Annotated in this window: 15 protein-coding genes; 12 read left to right on the top strand and 3 right to left on the bottom strand. The window is 60.4% G+C overall.

Annotated features, from left to right (window positions below; translation table 11 throughout):
• A partial coding sequence (locus HB675_RS16490; RefSeq protein ID WP_213879407.1) for an aminotransferase class III-fold pyridoxal phosphate-dependent enzyme occupies positions 1-870 on the top strand: 870 nt, incomplete at its 5' end.
• 16 nt (positions 871-886) lie between these two features.
• Positions 887-2317 carry an NAD-dependent succinate-semialdehyde dehydrogenase gene (locus tag HB675_RS16485; RefSeq protein WP_213879405.1) on the top strand — a complete coding sequence of 477 codons (1431 nt, stop codon included), beginning with the start codon at positions 887-889 and terminating at the stop codon, positions 2315-2317.
• Between the two features lie 45 nt (positions 2318-2362).
• Here HB675_RS16485 and HB675_RS16480 read toward each other — a convergent pair whose 3' ends face one another.
• Complete coding sequence (locus HB675_RS16480) at positions 2363-3946, bottom strand: PucR family transcriptional regulator ligand-binding domain-containing protein (RefSeq protein WP_213879403.1); 1584 nt, start codon at positions 3944-3946, stop codon at positions 2363-2365.
• 797 nt (positions 3947-4743) lie between these two features.
• Between HB675_RS16480 and HB675_RS16475 the strand changes: the two genes are divergently transcribed.
• The 4 genes from HB675_RS16475 to HB675_RS16460 all read left to right on the top strand — a co-directional run bounded on the left by HB675_RS16475 (position 4744) and on the right by HB675_RS16460 (position 9818).
• Positions 4744-6177 (top strand): aldehyde dehydrogenase family protein, encoded by a 1434-nt coding sequence (locus HB675_RS16475; RefSeq protein ID WP_213879401.1) that lies wholly within the window; start codon positions 4744-4746, stop codon positions 6175-6177.
• Between the two features lie 44 nt (positions 6178-6221).
• Complete coding sequence (locus HB675_RS16470; RefSeq protein ID WP_213879399.1) at positions 6222-6974, top strand: SDR family oxidoreductase; 753 nt, start codon at positions 6222-6224, stop codon at positions 6972-6974.
• Between the two features lie 138 nt (positions 6975-7112).
• Positions 7113-8318, top strand: coding sequence for an NAD(P)-dependent alcohol dehydrogenase (locus HB675_RS16465; protein ID WP_345945774.1), 1206 nt, complete (start codon positions 7113-7115; stop codon positions 8316-8318).
• A 60-nt stretch (positions 8319-8378) separates the two neighbouring features.
• Positions 8379-9818, top strand: a complete 1440-nt coding sequence (locus HB675_RS16460; RefSeq protein ID WP_256737581.1) for an aldehyde dehydrogenase family protein — start codon at positions 8379-8381, stop codon at positions 9816-9818.
• A gap of 339 nt (positions 9819-10157) precedes the next feature.
• Here the strand turns inward: HB675_RS16460 and HB675_RS16455 are convergent, their stop codons facing one another.
• Entirely contained in the window at positions 10158-11078 is a 921-nt protein-coding gene (locus tag HB675_RS16455; protein ID WP_213879395.1) for a LysR substrate-binding domain-containing protein, read from the bottom strand.
• Positions 11079-11202: 124 nt separating this feature from the next.
• Here HB675_RS16455 and HB675_RS16450 point away from each other — a divergent pair, with 124 nt between their 5' ends.
• From HB675_RS16450 to HB675_RS16425, 6 genes are all read left to right on the top strand, one after another.
• A complete protein-coding gene (locus tag HB675_RS16450) occupies positions 11203-12021 on the top strand; it encodes a transposase (protein WP_213879393.1) in 819 nt (272 codons plus the stop codon).
• Positions 12022-12063: 42 nt separating this feature from the next.
• Entirely contained in the window at positions 12064-13224 is a 1161-nt protein-coding gene (locus HB675_RS16445; RefSeq protein WP_213879425.1) for an acyl-CoA dehydrogenase family protein, read from the top strand.
• A gap of 47 nt (positions 13225-13271) precedes the next feature.
• Positions 13272-14477 carry a CaiB/BaiF CoA-transferase family protein gene (locus HB675_RS16440; protein WP_213879392.1) on the top strand — a complete coding sequence of 402 codons (1206 nt, stop codon included), beginning with the start codon at positions 13272-13274 and terminating at the stop codon, positions 14475-14477.
• Positions 14474-15295: a CoA ester lyase gene (locus HB675_RS16435; RefSeq protein WP_213879391.1), complete on the top strand. Its 822-nt coding sequence runs from the start codon at positions 14474-14476 to the stop codon at positions 15293-15295. Before HB675_RS16440 ends, HB675_RS16435 begins: the two co-directional genes overlap by 4 nt.
• Positions 15296-15402: 107 nt before the next feature.
• Positions 15403-16299 carry an NAD(P)H-binding protein gene (locus HB675_RS16430; protein ID WP_213879390.1) on the top strand — a complete coding sequence of 299 codons (897 nt, stop codon included), beginning with the start codon at positions 15403-15405 and terminating at the stop codon, positions 16297-16299.
• Between the two features lie 7 nt (positions 16300-16306).
• Entirely contained in the window at positions 16307-17008 is a 702-nt protein-coding gene (locus tag HB675_RS16425; protein WP_213879389.1) for a TetR/AcrR family transcriptional regulator, read from the top strand.
• 40 nt (positions 17009-17048) lie between these two features.
• Here HB675_RS16425 and HB675_RS16420 read toward each other — a convergent pair whose 3' ends face one another.
• A complete protein-coding gene (locus tag HB675_RS16420; RefSeq protein WP_213879388.1) occupies positions 17049-17660 on the bottom strand; it encodes a TetR/AcrR family transcriptional regulator in 612 nt (203 codons plus the stop codon).
• Positions 17661-17735 lie beyond the last annotated feature (75 nt).

The raw sequence follows: 17735 nt of genomic DNA, 5'->3' as shown, positions 1-17735 counted from the left end.
CTGCTTGGCATGAGCCTCACGGGAATGAGCCAGCCCTACCGGCAGAATTTCGGGCCTTTCGCGCCTGACGTTTACCACCTGTCCTATCCCAACACCTACCGCGGCCTCACGAGCGAGATGGCGATTGCCGAACTCAAGGAATTGTTCGACACCCAGATTGCCGCCGAGCGCGTAGCAGCCATTATCATCGAGCCAGTGCAAGGCGACGGCGGGTTTGTGGCAGCCCCCCCGGCGTTCATGCGCGCGCTCCGGGAGTTGACTCAAGCTCATGGCATCGTTCTGATCTGCGATGAAATCCAGACAGGCTTCGGCCGCACCGGCAAGATGTTCGGGTTCCAGCACTCGGGCATAGAGCCTGACCTTGTCACCGTGGCCAAGAGCCTGGCGGGCGGCCTGCCCCTGTCAGGCGTCGTGGGCCGTGCAGAGATCATGGATGCCCCGAAGCCAGGAGGCCTGGGCGGTACATACGGAGGTAATCCACTGGCCTGCGCCGCAGCGCTTGCCGTGCTGGATATTTTCGAAAAAGAAAACCTGCTGGAACGCAGTAATGCCATTGGCTCTCGCTTCCAGACCGAGTTAGGCGCTCTCGAGCAGCGCTTCTCGTGCATAGGTGATGTGCGCGTGACCGGCGCCATGTGCGCCGTCGAGTTCGTGACTGATCGCCCTGGCAGGACACCCGATGCCGAACTGACTCAACGCGTCATAGAGGCGTCCCGCAGCGAAGGGCTATTGGTGATCAAATGCGGTGTCTATCGCAACGTCGTGAGGTTTTTGTGTCCTCTGGTGACCGCTCCTGCCGATATCGACCGGGCCCTGGGCATGTTTGCACGAGCAGTTGCCAGCGCAGTTTCTGCTGCTGCGCACCCTTGATCCGGAATGAATAGCCATGACGACATCATTTGGATTATTGACTGACTTGAACGAGCACCCCGGTTTACCAACATTCGGGGTGACCAATCCTGCCACGGGCAAAGAGCTTGTCCGATTGACGGACCACGATGCGCAGTCAGCCGCTCGGTTTGCCGATAGCTCATTCAAGGCCTTTCAAAGCTGGCGCCATACCACTGCATTTGCCCGCAGCCAACTATTGCGTCGATGGTTCGAGCGGATGCTCGCCGGTATCGATGAGCTGGCGCAAGCGATCTCTGCCGAAATGGGCAAGCCGATCCAGGAGGCCCGCGGCGAGGTGATGTATGCAGCCGGTTTTGCCGAGTGGTACGCCGAAGAAGCCAAACGCTTGAATGGCGAGACCTTCGCCAGCCAGCATCGACACAAGCGTCTTCATACGCTACGCCAGCCTGTGGGTCCGGTTTACGCAGTGACGCCCTGGAACTTTCCGGCGGCAATGATCACGCGCAAGGTCGCTCCTGCCCTTGCAGCAGGCTGCACGGTCATTGTGAAACCTGCTGAGCAGTCACCGGTTACCGCTGTGTTGCTGGAGCGCTATTGGCGAGAGGTGGGCGGGCCTGAGGGTACTTTTCAGGTGATCACCTCTAACCGACCTGCGCAAGTGTCGGCCGTATTTTTCGCAGACAGTCGAATCCGCAAGCTGACATTCACCGGCAGTACTGAGGTTGGCGTACACCTCTATCAACAGTCGGCAAAAACACTCAAACGTGTTTCGCTCGAACTGGGCGGGCATGCACCCTTCATCGTGTTTGCAGATGCCGATATCCAGCGTGCCGCAGAAGAAATAGTCCAGTGCAAGTTTCGCAACGCTGGGCAGACCTGCGTGTGCACCAATCGCATCTATGTTCATCGCTCGATCATGGCGCCGCTGCTGGACGCTCTGTCGACCAAGGTCGTCGCGCTGAAACTGGGTGACCCAGCTTTGGCCGATACTCAGATCGGCCCGCTGGTAGACCGTCACGGCCTGAACAAGGTCGTGGAGCATGTCGAAGATGCAGTGTCCAAAGGCGCCTCGATCGTCGTAGGCGGACAGCGACAATCCGGGCTGTATTTCCAACCTACCATTTTGCGCGATGTCGCCCCCGGCATGAGGATCATGGAGGAGGAAACCTTTGGACCTGTGGCGCCGATCATACCCTTCGACGATGAGGACGAAGTGATCGCGGCCGCCAATGATACGCCTTTCGGCCTGGCCGCTTACGTCTGGACCCGTGATCTGGAGACGGTACATCGGTTGTCGGAACAACTGGACTACGGAATCATCGGCATCAACGACGGCACTCCGTCGACCCCCCAGGCCCCCTTCGGCGGCATGAAGGCAAGTGGTATCGGCCGCGAAGGCGGACATTGGGGTATAGAGGAATACCTGGATACCAAGTTTGTTTCCGTAGGGCTCGCTCAGCGTTGAGGTCCCGCCTGCACGCCATCGCGAGGTGGCGATACAGGTCGGCGATCACCCATTGTCAACGGCCTGCTCCTGCTCCAACTGATACATCTGCGCAGCGACCTGTAGTTGAAAGCGCGTGTGTGGATCTTCGAGGGACATATCCAATAATTCAGCTATGCGCTCCACGCGGTAGCGTAAGGTACTGATATGGACTCCCAGTGCCTTGGCAGTGTTATTGAGCTGGAAACCCTCACGCGACAATGCGAACAAGGTGTCGAGAAGCATCATGGCGCTCTTTGACGAAACCAGCGGTCCGATGAACCGCTCCATCAGCAAGTCACGAGCCTCGCTGTCACCCATCAACGCTCTGGGAAACAGGACTTCGTTGAAGGCATGCAACTGGCCCGGCCGAAGCATCGGCACCAACGCCGCCACATCCGCAGCACCCTTGGCCATGCCCGCAATGCCTCGGTGAACTCGACTGACCGCCATCGCGCCCCCTTCGCTGCGCAGGGCCTTCCAGATGATTGAAGGATCGCACGATGCCGGAACGATAAAACTGATCTGGTTGAGCGATACCGACACCAGTGGTGCCATCGCCAGTTGGTTCATCAACTCATGAACACCCTCCGCACGAACCTTGCGCTTGCTGAAGCCCTCCCGCGTGAGGGGGATCGGCAATTGCAGCAAGATCAGACAGACACGATAGTCCCGCTCGACCTCCCAACCCGAGACCATCGCCCGCTCCGTGGCTTGCGGTGTATCCGGTAGCTTTCCCTCCAGAAGGTTGGAAACCAGCGCATAACCGAGCCGATTCTCCTGGTCCTGCAATGCCCTCAGATGGGAGAGGTGCAGTGCCGCGATTACCGCCGCGTGTTCCACTGCCCTGGAATGCAATGGGTCAAACTCGTGTCCCTGGCTTTCAAGCCACACCACCGCGACCGTTACGCCTTGCAGGCGTACGGGCGCGCCGACCCGCCACCGTTTCAATGGGCAGTCGGGGATCTGAATGACTGCGCTTTGGGCATCACTCGCCAACTCACGGCTCGACAACACCTGTTCAAGCCGGCTGACAAGCGCCCGCTCAGCCGCACTGTCCGTGGGTGACACTTGGACAGACAACACAGCACCGTCGACCGTGGTGATGATGGCCGCCAGTCCAAGTGCACTTGTCAATGCCTGGCTGAGCGCCGACAGATGACTGGCGTCCAGTGCGGCCGTTGTCAGCGCACGATGAATACGGTCTGATCGTTCGAGCGCCTCGGCTTGCTGGTTGATGATGTTGGCAAGCACATCCTGGGTGATGTCCGTAAATGCGACTTCCCACGGCAGTTCCATCAACGGAAAACCAAGTGCCTGGGCCTCTTCCAGCATCCCGGGTGGATAGCAATCATGAAAGCGCGGCACGGCCAGTACGATGCCGGCCAACTCGGTCTCGCTCAACTGGCGGATCAATTTTCGACAGGCGTGCTGCTCATCCGGCCAGTTGAAACCCGTCGTGAGCAGGAGGTCGCCTTTTTTGAGCCACCGTGTGATTTCGGGATGGTCAACAATCTGGACCCAGGCGATATCCCGGTCAAGGCCAATTGCGCCCGCAACGACCTTTGCTTGCCTAAGGGAGGTCTGTTGCAGAGCAGTGCGCAGTTTCATCGAGCTTCCAGGAATGTCGCGGCGATATTGGTGCGGCTAGCTACCGATATTTTAGGGGCAGGGTTTTGTGAATGCCATATAGATCATGAACAACGTCGACGTTTTTCAAGGTAGTCGTCCCGTCAACCGTCTCACAATGCCGCTTGTTTTTCCCGCTGTTCGTCGCGATCAGGATTCAGCAGCGCCGTGCCTATCGGCAGGGTACGGGGCAGGAGGCGATATGCGCCACTGGCAATACCGCTTTCGCGCCAAGCGATGATTCCGGCAGAACCCCAAAAGCCCCTGCCAGTGTCTAATCGGCTGTTCCGACTCATTGCCCTTCCCGTAGTGAAGTCCTGAAACTCCCCTGGGAACCGAACAGACGCTGGGAGCCGCCGCCGGTCGGTGGGGGTGTGCAGCGTTTTGTTTTGCTAAACGCCCTCTTACCGAATTGCAAATTCCGTAAACGGCAGCTGCGGCGCATCCTCAGGACATAGCTTCATAAAAACAACAAAAACTGATCGAGATACCTCCTATGGGCCCACCGCGACTCAAGTTGATGTGTGTGCGGATCATGACCAGTGCAGTCCTGGGACTTTCCACGCTGCCTGCCTACGCCGAAGGCGATAAGCCCGACTCCTTCAAAGTGGATGAAGTCGTTGCCGAGCTGTTGCCCAAATTCGGAGCTTCCAATGTTCCTCCGAGGTCAGCCGGCGGCAGGTCTTGCGCCCGGATGTCGTGCTCACCACCTCATGGGGAGGCGACCATTACTTCCTGAACCCGCAATCAACCCACTCTCTGCCAATGGAGGCACAACCATGAGCACGCTTTACATCGACGGCCGCAAAGTCCCTGCTACGGGCGGGCAGAGTATTCCTGTCTACTCACCTGTCACTGGCGAGGCGTACGCCGAAATCGCCCGGGGCATGCCCGGAGACATCGACCTGGCAGTCAAGGCCGCGCGCCGGGCCGTCAATGGCGACTGGGGGCGGCTGAGCGCGACCGAACGCGGCCGCATTCTGGTGCGCATCAGCAACGGGGTGCTGGAGAACATTGAGGAACTGGCCGAGATTGAGGCCAGGGACACCGGTAAGCCCATTGCCCTGGCCCGCAAGGATATCGAGGCGCTGGCGCGCTACTTTGAGTTCTACGGCGGTGCAGCCGATAAAGTTCATGGCGAAGTGATTCCGTACCTGTCTGGCTACACGGTCAGCGTGGTCCGAGAGGCCTGTGGCGTGGTGGGTCACATCATCCCTTGGAACTATCCGGCCCAGATGCTCGGCCGCACCCTGGCGCCTGCGTTGGCCATGGGCAACGCGTCCATCGTCAAGCCGGCAGAAGATGCCTGCATGACGTCGCTTCGCTTCGCTGAGATTGCTGCCCTGGCGGGTCTGCCGGCCGGTGCGCTTAATATCGTGACCGGGTACGGTCGTGAAGCGGGCGCCGCGCTGGCGGGTCACCCTGGTATCAACCTGATCACTTTCACCGGCTCTCCTGATGTCGGCGTCGCCATTCAGACCGCTGCCGCTGCCAACCACGTCAAATGTGTGCTGGAACTGGGCGGTAAATGCCCTCAGGTGGTGTTTGCCGATGCTGACCTCGACAAGGCCGTGCCTGTGATCGTCGGCGCGATTATCCAGAACGCTGGGCAGACCTGCTCGGCGGGCAGCCGCGTCCTTATTCAGAGAGAGGTGTACAACGAGGTCATCGCGCGCGTGGCTGCCAGGTTCCGTGAAGTGCGTGTCGGCCTGCCGGAGACCTCTCCAGACTGCGGCCCGATCATTACCAAGGCTCAGTTTGGCCGGGTCAACCAGTTCATCCAGGAGTGCAAGGACTCCGATCTGCCGGTGATCGCCGAAGGCGTCATGGATAACGACCTGCCAAAAGGCGGCTATTACGTGCGTCCGATGTTGTTCGGCCCGGTTCCACGTGACCACAAGCTCGCGCGTGAAGAAGTGTTCGGTCCGGTGCTCGCGGCCTTGTCATTCGAGGACGAGGACGATGCTGTAGCGCTGGCCAATGGCACGGACTATGGCCTGGTTGCCTCGATCTGGAGCGAAAACGGTGCACGTCAGCAACGCATGGCCAAACGGCTGGAAGGCGGGCAGGTGTTTATCAATTGCTACGGTGCAGGTGGCGGTGTCGAGTTGCCATTTGGCGGTATTCGCAAAAGCGGCCACGGGCGTGAGAAAGGCCTCCTGGCCCTGGAGGAGTTCAGCATCACCAAGACTGTAGTCAGCCACCACGGCTGAGCCTGTAAAGAACAATCGGTTTCTTAATGGTAACGGAGAAGAAAATGGCACAGCTCAATAATAAAGTCGCCATCGTAACCGGGGCAGCCAGCGGCTTCGGCGCTTGTATCGCACGTCGTTATATCGAAGAGGGCGCCAAGGTCGTCCTCGCAGACATCAACTTCGAGGCCGCCAGCAAGTTGGCCGATGAACTCGGCGCCCGCGCGATCGCCTCTGCCTGCGACGTCACCCAGGCAGACCAGGTTCAAGCGGCCGTGGATCTTTGCGTGAAGACCTTCGGCGTGCCCGATGTCGTGGTCAACAATGCAGGGACCACGCATCGCAATCAGCCGCTGATGGATGTCGACGAAAAAACCTTTGATCGAGTATTCGCCGTCAACGTGAAATCGATCTTCCACATGACCAAGGCCGTGGTGCCATTGATGCGCGAGCGCAAGAGTGGCTCGATCATTAACGTCGGTTCGGTGGCCGGGATTCGGCCGCGCCCTGGCCTGACCTGGTACAACGGATCGAAAGGGGCGGTTAACCTGCTTTCCAAATCCTTGGCCGTGGAGTTGGGGCCGGACGGCATTCGCGTCAACAACATCTGCCCGGTCATGGGCGAGACGGCCCTGCTTGAAGACTTCATGGGCATGCCGGACACCCCTGCAAACCGCCAGAAATTTCTCTCCACCATCCCCTTGGGCCGTTTGGCCAAGCCAGATGATGTCGCGGCTGTCGCGGTATTCCTGGCAACGGACGGCGCAGCGTTTCTGAACGGCGTTGAACTGCCGGTCGACGGTGGCCGCGTCGTGTAAATGCATCGAGTCCCTCGGCACCTGGCCACGACTGTGTGCCGCGGGATTCCTCATCAGCTTAACGCGCAAGGTTTTGGGCCTTATATGCTCGTGGCGGCCAATCGGCCGTTCGTTGCGGGTTAACGCACCCTTTTCGGAATGCAGATTCAACGTACGCGTATTCTGATGCAGGGTGGTAAATGCCGCGCCCTCGTCATTTTCCAAACCACCAACAAGTTGGCCTGGGGCGCATGGAGAACAATAAATATGCAAATCAGAGCAGCGGTCGTTCGCGAGAAATCAGCCCCTTTCGTGGTTGAAATCCTCACCCTAGAGACGCCACGCAAAGACGAAGTGCTGGTGAAAATCGTCGGTGTGGGTGTGTGCCACACCGATATGGTGGTCCGAGACCAAGGGTACCCGGTCCCGCTTCCTCTGGTGCTGGGTCATGAGGGATCCGGCGTAGTCGAAGCAGTAGGCAGCGAGGTGACAAGCCTCAAGCCTGGAGATCATGTCGTTCTAAGCTATGCAAGTTGCGGCCACTGCGCCAACTGCCTGAAAGGCTTGCCCGGGTATTGCTCGACGTTCTACGAACAGAATTTCGGCGGGTATCGGCCCGATGGAACCAGCCCCTATAAAGGCGAGGACGGTGGCACTGTCTGTGGATGTTTCTTCAATCAATCTTCTTTCGGGACGCATGCCCTGGTTTCGGAGCGCAATGCGATCAAGATTGCCCAGGACGTCCCTCTGGAGCTGATGGGCCCACTGGGCTGCGGCATCCAGACGGGTGCTGGAGCGGTGATGAATGCGCTCAAACCTGGCGTTGGCAGCAGCATTGCCGTGTTCGGAGCGGGCTCGGTAGGGCTGGCAGCCGTCATGGCGGCCAAAGCCATCGGCTGCACTGTCATCATCGCCATTGACATGAATGACGGCCGCCTGGAGCTGGCACTGGAACTGGGCGCTACCCATGTCATCAACGCGGGCACCAGCAACACGCTTGATCGCATCCGCGAGATCACCCAAGGCGGCGTTCAGTACAGCCTCGAATGCACCTCCAGCCCTAAGGTGCTTCGCCAGGCGGTGGACTGTCTTTCGATTCCAGGCGTCTGCGGGCTCGTGGGAGCGGCTCCTCTGGGCGCCGAAGTATCGCTGGACATGAACACGCTGCTCTTCGGCCGCAGTGTGCGGGGCATCATCGAGGGCGATAGCGTGCCGCACGTGTTCATTCCCCAGTTGATCGAACTCTGGCGTGCCGGCCGTTTTCCATTTGATCGTTTAGTGAAGTACTACGATCTGGAAGACATCAACCAGGCCGTGGCCGACTCTGAAAGCGGTGTTGTGCTCAAGCCTATCCTCAAGCCTTGAGGATGTGTTCACTCATCCAGACATAACAAGAAGGACTGCACCATGAATACGGCTCATTCGTTGGATCTGCTGCAGGCGGCGGGATTGCCGTCGGTTTTCCACCTGTCCATTAATGGGAAGCTGGTCGACGCGGACCGCTCCTTCGACGTCTTGAACCCCGCCACGAACAAGGTGATCGCCCAGGCGCCCCAAGCCTCTGCTCAGCAGCTTGAAGAGGCGATCCAGGCGGCGGCCGAAGCGTTCAAGAGCTGGTCTGTCCTGCCTTGGCAGGCCCGATCCAATTACATCCTGCAATACGCCGACGCACTTGAGGCTCGCCAGGACGACCTGATCACTTTGCTGACCCTGGAGCAGGGCAAGCCCCGGCACAGCCAGGCGAAATCGGAAGTGGAAGCCGCCATCTACTGGGTTCGGGAAGTGGCCAAGCGTGAAATTCCAGTTCAGGTCATCGAGGATACGGCGGAGCACGTCGTCGAGGTCCACCACACGCCACTGGGCGTAGTGGGTGCAATTACGCCGTGGAATTTCCCGGTGCTGCTTGGCTTGTGGAAAGTGGCACCCTGCCTGATCACCGGTAATACCATGGTAATGAAGCCGTCGCCCTACACGCCTCTCACGTCGCTGTTCTTTGGTGAGATCGCCCAGTCTGTATTACCGCCGGGCGTGCTCAGCGTGCTGTCCGGGGGCAATGAACTCGGCCAGATCATCACGGAACACCCCGCCATCGCCAAGATCAGCTTTACCGGCAGCACGGCAACCGGCAAGAGGGTAATGGCCAGCGGTGCCGCCAATCTCAAGCGCATTACATTGGAGTTGGGCGGCAACGATGCCGCCGTGGTCCTGGCCGATGCGGACTGGCCGTCGATCGTCAAACCCTTGTTCTGGGCGGCGTTCGGCAACTCTGGGCAGTGGTGCATTGCCGTCAAGCGGCTTTACGTGCATTCCAGCATTCATGCCGCCTTTACCGCCGCCTTTGTAGAGTACGCCAGGACGGTCAAGGTCGGTGACGGGATGGATCCGGCCACTGACCTGGGGCCGATCCAGAACCGTATGCAGTACGAAAAGCTCATCAATCTGTTCGAGGACACCCGCCAGCAGGGCTACAAGGTTGCGCTGGGCGGTGTGATCGACCAGAGCCTGGCCGGCAATTTCGTGCCGATCACTGTTGTGGACAATCCACCAGAGCACAGCCGCATCGTGCAGGAGGAACCCTTTGGCCCCATCTTGCCCGTCATTGCGTTTGATGACGTGGAAGAGGTGATCGCCCGGGTCAACGCCAGCCCTTACGGCCTGGCAGGTTCTGTCTGGGGCGCTGATCGCGCTGCGGCAATAGCGGTCGCCAAGCGCATGGAGACCGGGACAGTGTGGGTCAACGAGATTCACATCCACGGCATCGATATTCCGTTTGGTGGGCACAAGCTCTCCGGGATGGGGGTTGAGAACGGCCAGGAAGGCCTGGCCGGGTTTACCAACACCAAGAGCTACATGTTCAGGAAATAAGCCCCTGAAGCGGTCTTAGCGCTTCTACGCTGGGGCCTGATGGGCTGGTGACTGATCCCGGAGTTGCATCAGCAGCTCGCTGACCAATGCGGCAAACTCCGGGTAAAAGGATCCTGATGCCACACGTTCTGCCACGCTATGTCGGTGTTGAATCGAGAGGATTCGAACGGCAGAGGAGAAAAGGGCGGCCGCTTTTTGATCGAACAGTTGCAGTTGGTCGAACCGCGTCATGACGGCTAATCCCGGCGCATTCTGCAACGACCACAGCGGCGGATCCGGTTGCCAACGCCGGAGCAGGAGTGCCGCCCATCGCCGCATCCTGGCGCCCCTGCGCCCCCGTTACGTGCTACTGCTGGGCATGGCATGGATGTCGATGGCGTCCGGGCGCAGGATGGAAATGAGCGCTCTGATACAGCCTGGCAAAGCCTCCAGTTGCCTGACCAGGATGCTTCGCTCCCTGACGGCCCAGGGTTCATCCAATGGGACAATCGACAGCGCCATTGTGCGGCTGTGGCGGACCGCCGCTGACTCGGGGATCACGCCGATCCCCACGCCGGCCTCAACCATCCGGCAGATGGATTCGAAGCTGGTGACCTGTATCCGCCAAGTGAGCTGCTCACCCAGTTTTTCCGCCTGTTCGCGCATGAACGCCTGCAGAGTGCTGCCTTCCTGCAAACCCACATGGTGGAAAGCCAGGGCGTCCCTGAGCCTTAGGGCCACACCGGTATCCAGCACATGGCCCTGCGGAACCACCAGTACGAGCCGATCAGTGCTGAAGTGCAAGACCTGCAAATCCTTGGCAACCACAGGGCCGGCGATGATTCCCATATCGGTAGCCCCTTCCTGGACACCCCGGACGATGTCACGCGACAGACGCTCCTGCAGGTCTACCGTAACGCCGGGGTTCCTGGACAGGAACCCGGCCAGCACTTCCGGAAGAAACTCGGTGACGGCAGTGGTGTTGGCGAATATCCGGATGTGCCCCGAGGAGTTGGTGCCGTACTCCGCAAACTCGGTCTTGAGGTAACCGATCTGGCGCATGATCAGCCGAGCATGCTTGAGCAGGCGGTGGCCTGCATCGGTCAGTTCGACTCCCTGGCTACCCCTGTAAAGCAAATGGCAGCTGAGCTGGGCCTCGAGCGCCTTGATTCGAACACTGGCGGCTGCCGGAGAAATGAATGCGCGCTTGGCGCCTTGCGTGAGGCTGGGAGCCTCTGCAATGTGGATGAATAGGCGCAGGTCGGTCAGGTCCAGATGCATAGAGGATGAGGCCTTGGCTATGTGTTAACCATTTCAAAACGCGGGGTTTAAGAAACGCTACTTCTCAGAACGCCATGAGGCTCTCATGATCAGCCCATAACAACAACTGCTGAGTGGCGAACTCATGGCTCATTTCACCGATTGGTCAGGGCGCACGGAACGGTCCTCGGATCTTTTGAGCGACAACCTCCTCAAGCGTGTAGCCGCCACGTTCAATGTGGACACGCCAAGCCTGAACACCCCCCTGCCGCCTTTGTGGCACTGGTGCTTTTTCCAGGATCCAGTGGGCGAGCCGGCGCTGGGTCGTGATGGTCACCCGCAGCGCGGCGATTTTCTGCCGCAGGCCGATGGCCGCAACCGGATGTGGGCAGGCGGCAGGGTCGAATTTATCGAACCCCTCCAGACCGGGCTGCAGGCCGTTCGCGCTTCGACAATAGTGCGTGTCGAGGAGAAGACAGGCCGATCCGGAAAGCTGCTCTTCGTCACGGTGGGTCATGAATATGCCCAGAGCGGACATGTCCGGGTCCGCGAAGAGCAAGACATCGTCTACCGGGAGCCCACCCCTCCCAAGCTGCACGCCGAACCGATCCCCCAGGGCCAGTGGAGTGAGCCGATCTGCCCGACCCCCACGCTGCTGTTCCGTTACTCAGCGGCCACCTTCAACAGCCATCGCATTCATTACGACGAGCCTTATGCCACCGCAGTCGAGGGCTATGCCGGGCTGGTGGTGCACGGCCCCCTGATCGCGACCCTCAGCCTCGACGCATTCATGCGCGCCCACCCGGACGCCAGGGTTCGGCAGTTCTCGTTTCGAAACGTCCGCCCCCTGGTGCTGCCGGATCTGTTCGAGGTGGGCGGCCATGTCACCGCAGCCGGTACTGCGCAGCTTTGGGCAGGCAACCGCGCTGGCGCTGCCCAGATGGCGCAGGTGGCGTTCGACTGAATAACCGTGCTGGAGCCTTACCTATGGGACACGCCAACAATGATCGATAGAAACAGCGAAGAACTCAATGCGATCCGGGACGGTGTCAGAGGCCTGTGTGCCGGTTTCGGTGCCGCTTACTGGCGCAGGATCGATGAGGAAAAAGGCTTCCCCGAGGCCTTCGTGACGGCGCTGACCGAAGCCGGGTGGCTCGCAGCGATGATCCCTGTCGAATACGGCGGATCAGGCCTCGGTTTGACGCAGGCGTCGGTCATTCTTGAGGAGGTCAATGCCTGTGGAGGTAATTCAGGCACGGTGCATGGCCAGATGTACAACCTGTTCACGTTGCTGCGCCACGGCAGCGAGGCCCAGAAGCAGTACTACCTCCCCAAACTTGCCAGTGGTGAATTGCGCCTGCAATCGATGGGTGTCACGGAGCCCACGACCGGCACCGACACCACCAAGATCAAGACGACAGCCACGAAGACCGGCGACAAATACATCATCAATGGCCAGAAAGTCTGGATTTCCCGGGTGCAGCATTCGGATCTCATGATCCTGCTGGCCCGTACGACGCCGCTTGGCGAAGTGACGAAGAAATCCGAGGGCATGTCGATCTTCCTGGTTGACCTGCGTGAGGCCATTGGTAATGGCCTCACCGTCCAACCGATTGCCAATATGGTCAATCACGAAACCAACGAGTTGTTCTTCGATAACCTCGAACTTCCCGCTTCAAGCCTGATTGGCGAAGAGGGTAAAGGGTTTCGCTACATCCTTGACGGCCTGAATGCCGAGCGCACTCTGATCGCGGCTGAATGCATTGGCGACGGCCGCTGGTTCATCGAGAAAGCCCGGACGTATGCCAAGGAACGAGTGGTGTTTGGCCGGCCGATCGGCCAGAACCAGGGTGTGCAATTTCCCATAGCAGAAGCTCACATCGAGGTCGAAGCCGCAGACCTCATGCGTTACCGGGCCTGCGAGGAGTACGACAGCGGATCACCTGCTGGAGCCAGTGCAAATATGGCCAAGTACCTTGCCGCCAAGGCTTCATGGGAGGCGGCAAACGCTTGCCTGCAGACCCACGGCGGCTTTGGTTTTGCCTGCGAATACGACGTTGAACGCAAGTTTCGAGAGACCCGGCTGTATCAGGTTGCCCCTATCTCGACCAACCTCATTCTTTCTTACGTCGCCGAGCATTTGCTTGACCTGCCCCGCAGCTTCTAGGAGTCGACCATGAGCGACACCCAACGCCATGCTAACGGAGCTTCAAGATGAACGAAATTACCCATGCGGCTCGTCCCTTGGATGGCATCACTGTTGTCAGCCTGGAACATGCCATTGCGGCGCCGTTCTGTACCCGCCAACTCGCGGATATGGGGGCTCGCGTGATCAAGATCGAGCGACCGGCCGTCGGCGATTTCGCACGGGCCTATGACACCCGCACGAAGGGGCTGGCATCCCATTTCGTCTGGACCAACCGGTCAAAGGAAAGCCTGACACTGGATGTGAAAAAGCCGGGGGCCGATTCAATCCTTGATGAGCTGTTGGCAAAGGCCGACGTGCTCGTGCAGAACCTGGCACCCGGCGCCGCTGCACGCATGGGCGTGTCCTTCGATGCTCTTCATGAGCGGTTTCCCAAACTGATCGTCTGCGATATCTCGGGGTACGGCGAGGGGGGGCCCTATGAGCAGAAAAAAGCCTACGACCTGCTGATCCAGAGCGAAGGAGGGTTTCTGTCCGTAACCGGCGGGGCAGGCGAAGATCAACTCGCGAAGGCGGGTTGCTCCATTGCTGACATTGCCGCTGGGATGTATGCCTACACGGGCATACTTTCGGCACTCCTGCTCAGAGGAAAAACAGGGCTGGGGAGTCGCGTTGACGTGAGCATGCTCGAAAGCCTGGTGGAGTGGATGGGCTACCCGATGTATTACGCATTCGACGGGGCAGAGCCCCCGCCACGGGCGGGGGCTGCTCACTCGACTATTTATCCCTATGGCCCGTTCCCGGTCGGGGACAGCGACACGATCATGCTCGGCCTGCAGAACGAGCGAGAGTGGGCGCTGTTTTGTGAGCATGTCCTGTGCAAGCCTGGACTGCTGGCGGATGAACGTTTCAACTCGAATGCCAGGCGCTCTTCGCACCGTAGCGAATTGCGCGCGATCATCGTGGAGTGCTTCGCGGCCCTTGGCATCGATGAGGTGGTAAAGCGGCTGGATCAAGCACCTATCGCCAACGCCAAGGTCAACGACATGCACGCCGTGTGGGCGCACCCACAACTCAAGTCACGAAACCGCTGGGTAGAGGTAGGGAGCCCGCAAGGTGCCCTGCCGGCGTTGCTGCCTCCCGGGGCCAACAGCGCGTTCAGCCCGCGCATGGACGCGATACCTGCCCTGGGCGAGCACAGTGAGTCCATCCTGACCGAGCTGGGCTACTCACCCCGTGACATTGAGCAGTTAAAAATCGCAGGTGCCATATGAGCATGCAGCTGGAGCCCTCGGTCAAAAGTGCCTTGTTCGTTCCAGGCAGCCGGCCGGAGCGGTTCGACAAGGCCATCGCGACCGGTGCAGACCGGATCATTGTTGATTTCGAAGATGCCGTCGAGGAGACCATGAAATGCCAGGCCCGCGAGAACCTGGGCATCTACCTCACGGCCAATCCTCGCTTGCGCGTGGTTGTACGCATCAATGCGAGTGACCATCCCGAGCATCAGAACGACCTGGATTTCTGCAGTCGTTTTCCCGAGATATCTGCGATCCTGCTGCCCAAGGCAGAGTCTGCCGGCCAGGTGGAGCATGTGGCCTCCACAGGCAAGCGGGTCTGGCCACTGATCGAAAGTGCCAAGGGGCTGGAGTTTCTTGCGGTGATTGCATCGGGGGCAGGGGTCGAGCGTTTGACGTTCGGGGCCCTGGATCTAGCGCTGGATCTCGGTTTGCGCGCCCAGAGCGCCTCGGCCAGTCGCATCTTCGATCAAGTCAGGTATCAGATACTGCTGGCAACGGCTCGGGCTCGACTGGCCCGGCCACTCGATACCGTGTTCCCTGCGTTCTCCGATCTCGAGGGGCTGGCAGCGTTTGCCCAGGACGCGTTGGGCATGGGATTTGGCGGGATGCTATGCATTCATCCGAGCCAGGTACAGGTCGCCAATCGTGTGTTCGAGCCTACGCCTGAGGAAGTCGAATGGGCCCGGCAGGTCGTGGATGCGGCACGAAGTGCCCCAGGTGCTTTTCGCTTGAATGGCAAGATGGTCGATGCCCCCGTCATCGCCGCTGCTCAACGGCTTTTGCAGGCCCTGTAGGTCGCGCCGGCAGCGTGGTTCCCGTTACCGAGACGGGTAGCAATCCTTGCCCGTCCATGTTATCAATGATATCAATAAAAAATTAACAGTGATAACAGGTGGCTGAAATGATCGTAGTGACAGGTGCTTCGGGACAGCTGGGCCAAGGGATAGTGAGTCAGCTCGCAAGCCGGGTGGGGCCGGCCCACATCGTGGCGAGCGCTCGAGACCTCCACCCACTGGCCCCATTGCAGGCGCTGGGGGTGCAGGTTCGCCAGGGTGACTTCACCGTCCCGGAAAGCTTGCCCGCCGTCTTCGCAGGGGCAGGGCAGGCATTGCTTGTCTCGGTCAACCAATTGGGCGAAACGGCGTTGTGCATGCACCGCACGGCCATCACCGCGGCCCGCGCGGCCGGTGTGCGGCGGGTCCTGTACACCAGCCACATGGGGGCCCGGGCGGACTCGCCTTTTTTAGCCGCCGTTGATCATGCCGCCACCGAAGCGATGCTGGCGGAGGCCGGGGCCTGCTTCACTTCGTTGCGTCACGGTTTTTACGCTGAAAGCGGGCTGCACATGATTGGCCGGGCGTTCGAGATCGGTGAATTGCGGGTGCCGGAGGACGGTCCGGTCAGCTGGACCACGCGCGCTGATCTGGCCGAGGCCGATGCCATCCTGCTCAGCGAGGAAGGGCGCCTGGATTCAATCACCCCTGCGCTGACGGCGCCCGAAGCCTTCACCATGGCTGATCTGGCGGACATCGCCTCTCGCTTGACCGGCCGCGAAATCAGGCACGTCACCCTGACCGATGAACAGTGGCTCGACGAAGCCGTGGCCCAGGGTCGTCCTGCCGCCATCGCGGGGATGCTGCTGGGTATGTACCAGGCAGCACGGCGCGGTGACTTTGCCACCGTAGACCCTGCGCTTGAAGGGCTGCTCGGGCGCCGGCCCAAGACCATGCGCGATGTGCTCGCGCAGGTGCTCGGGCCATCGGCAGACGCTGCGCCATCTTCCGTCGCGCCTCATTGAGCCGGCGATGAGCGAAACTTCATCCCTTCAGGTCCGTGACCGAATTATCGCCGCCGCCGCCGCCCTGATCCGCAATGAAGGCAGCGAGGCCGCGACCACGCGCGCAGTCGCGCTGGCCGCCGGTGTGCAAGCGCCTACGCTCTACCGGCTGATCGGCGACAAGGACGCCTTGCTCGATGCCGTGGCTGAAGCCGAACTGGCCGCCTTCGTCGCCGGCAAACAGGATAAGGCCGTGAACCCCGATCCCATCGAGGCCCTGCGCCATGGGTGGGACCATTACGTGGCATTTGGCCTGGCGCACCCGGCGTTGTTCAGGATCATGAGCCGCCACCCTCATTCACCGGCGGCGGCATCAGGGCTCGAGGTTCTTGAGTTGCGGATCCGGGCGATTGCGCAAGCCGGGCGTCTGCGCGGTAGCGAAGAGCGGGCCGTGGCCCTGGTGCATGCGGCAGCCACGGGAGCGATGACCAGCTTGATTGCCCAGCCCTCGGCCTCCATGCCCTTCGACCTGGCGGCGCAGGCACGCGAGGCGATCATCGCAGCGATCACGACCGCTCCGGCGCCGCTGCTGGACGACTCGGTGGCCAGTGCCGCGGCCACTTTGCGAGCCCGGCTGGGCGCTTGCCGGCTTTTGAGCGCAGGCGAGCTCGCCTTGATGGATGAGCTTTTGTTGCGTCTGAGCAGTCACGGCTCCGTCAGCCAGGCTTGAGGCGAGTGGGCAACCCGGTCATGCCGCGGCACATCGGGTGTCAGGCCTGGAGCATGAGTTGATCCAGATAAAGCTTCATCAACAGTCTGAATTCGTCGATCGCCCGCTGATTCTCTTCGGGAGCACTGCGTTCCAATACAGCAAGCAGCGCCTTGAACAACTCGACAATGACGTTCGCCGCCAAATGCGCGCGCTCGGCTGACAAGCGCGTGTTGGCGTGCTGCAGCGCGCCTGCAATGGTGTGTCTGAGTGGCTGGCGTTGGGCCGTGGAGCGCGAATAGGCGACGGGGCTGCTGATGAGCGGCAGGTACGCCGGTCGCGCCTGCACGAAGCCAAGTACCGCATCCATGAGTTGGTCCGCGAAGGCCTCGGCGCAGGGGGCTGGCGGCTCGGCGAAGACCCTGGCCCAATAGGCATCCAGCTCGTCGGCGTAGTCGGCAAGCAAGGCGAGCGCTACCGCCGGCTTGTCGGGAAAATAGTCATAGAGCGTGCCGACCGAAGCGCCGGCCACTTGCGCAATGGCCTTCATGCTCACCGCCTCGTAGCCCTTTGTGCCAATCAACTGCGTGGCCACTTCGAGAAAACGCGCACGGCGTGCGGCCGCCCTGGCTTGCAGTGGCTGGCGTCGATCGGGGGAGGTAGAGGTCGTCATGCAGGCCATTCTAGCAGGGTCATGAAAAAAGTCGACTACCCCCTCGACTTTGACCCTGGGCAGGCTTAGGCTAAA

This window comes from Pseudomonas sp. dw_358, from assembly GCF_018449655.1.
GTDB lineage: Bacteria > Pseudomonadota > Gammaproteobacteria > Pseudomonadales > Pseudomonadaceae > Aquipseudomonas.
Note: the sequence above shows the minus strand (reverse complement) of the source record. Positions and strands in the feature narration are given on the sequence as shown.

Coding starts and splice junctions, on each gene's coding strand:
- HB675_RS16485 (WP_213879405.1), top strand. CDS start 887: ATGACGACATCATTTGGATTATTGACTGACTTGAACGAGCACCCCGGT.
- HB675_RS16480 (WP_213879403.1), bottom strand. CDS start 3,946: ATGAAACTGCGCACTGCTCTGCAACAGACCTCCCTTAGGCAAGCAAAG.
- HB675_RS16475 (WP_213879401.1), top strand. CDS start 4,744: ATGAGCACGCTTTACATCGACGGCCGCAAAGTCCCTGCTACGGGCGGG.
- HB675_RS16470 (WP_213879399.1), top strand. CDS start 6,222: ATGGCACAGCTCAATAATAAAGTCGCCATCGTAACCGGGGCAGCCAGC.
- HB675_RS16465 (WP_345945774.1), top strand. CDS start 7,113: ATGCAGATTCAACGTACGCGTATTCTGATGCAGGGTGGTAAATGCCGC.
- HB675_RS16455 (WP_213879395.1), bottom strand. CDS start 11,078: ATGCATCTGGACCTGACCGACCTGCGCCTATTCATCCACATTGCAGAG.
- HB675_RS16450 (WP_213879393.1), top strand. CDS start 11,203: ATGGCTCATTTCACCGATTGGTCAGGGCGCACGGAACGGTCCTCGGAT.
- HB675_RS16440 (WP_213879392.1), top strand. CDS start 13,272: ATGAACGAAATTACCCATGCGGCTCGTCCCTTGGATGGCATCACTGTT.
- HB675_RS16435 (WP_213879391.1), top strand. CDS start 14,474: ATGAGCATGCAGCTGGAGCCCTCGGTCAAAAGTGCCTTGTTCGTTCCA.
- HB675_RS16430 (WP_213879390.1), top strand. CDS start 15,403: ATGATCGTAGTGACAGGTGCTTCGGGACAGCTGGGCCAAGGGATAGTG.
- HB675_RS16425 (WP_213879389.1), top strand. CDS start 16,307: ATGAGCGAAACTTCATCCCTTCAGGTCCGTGACCGAATTATCGCCGCC.
- HB675_RS16420 (WP_213879388.1), bottom strand. CDS start 17,660: ATGACGACCTCTACCTCCCCCGATCGACGCCAGCCACTGCAAGCCAGG.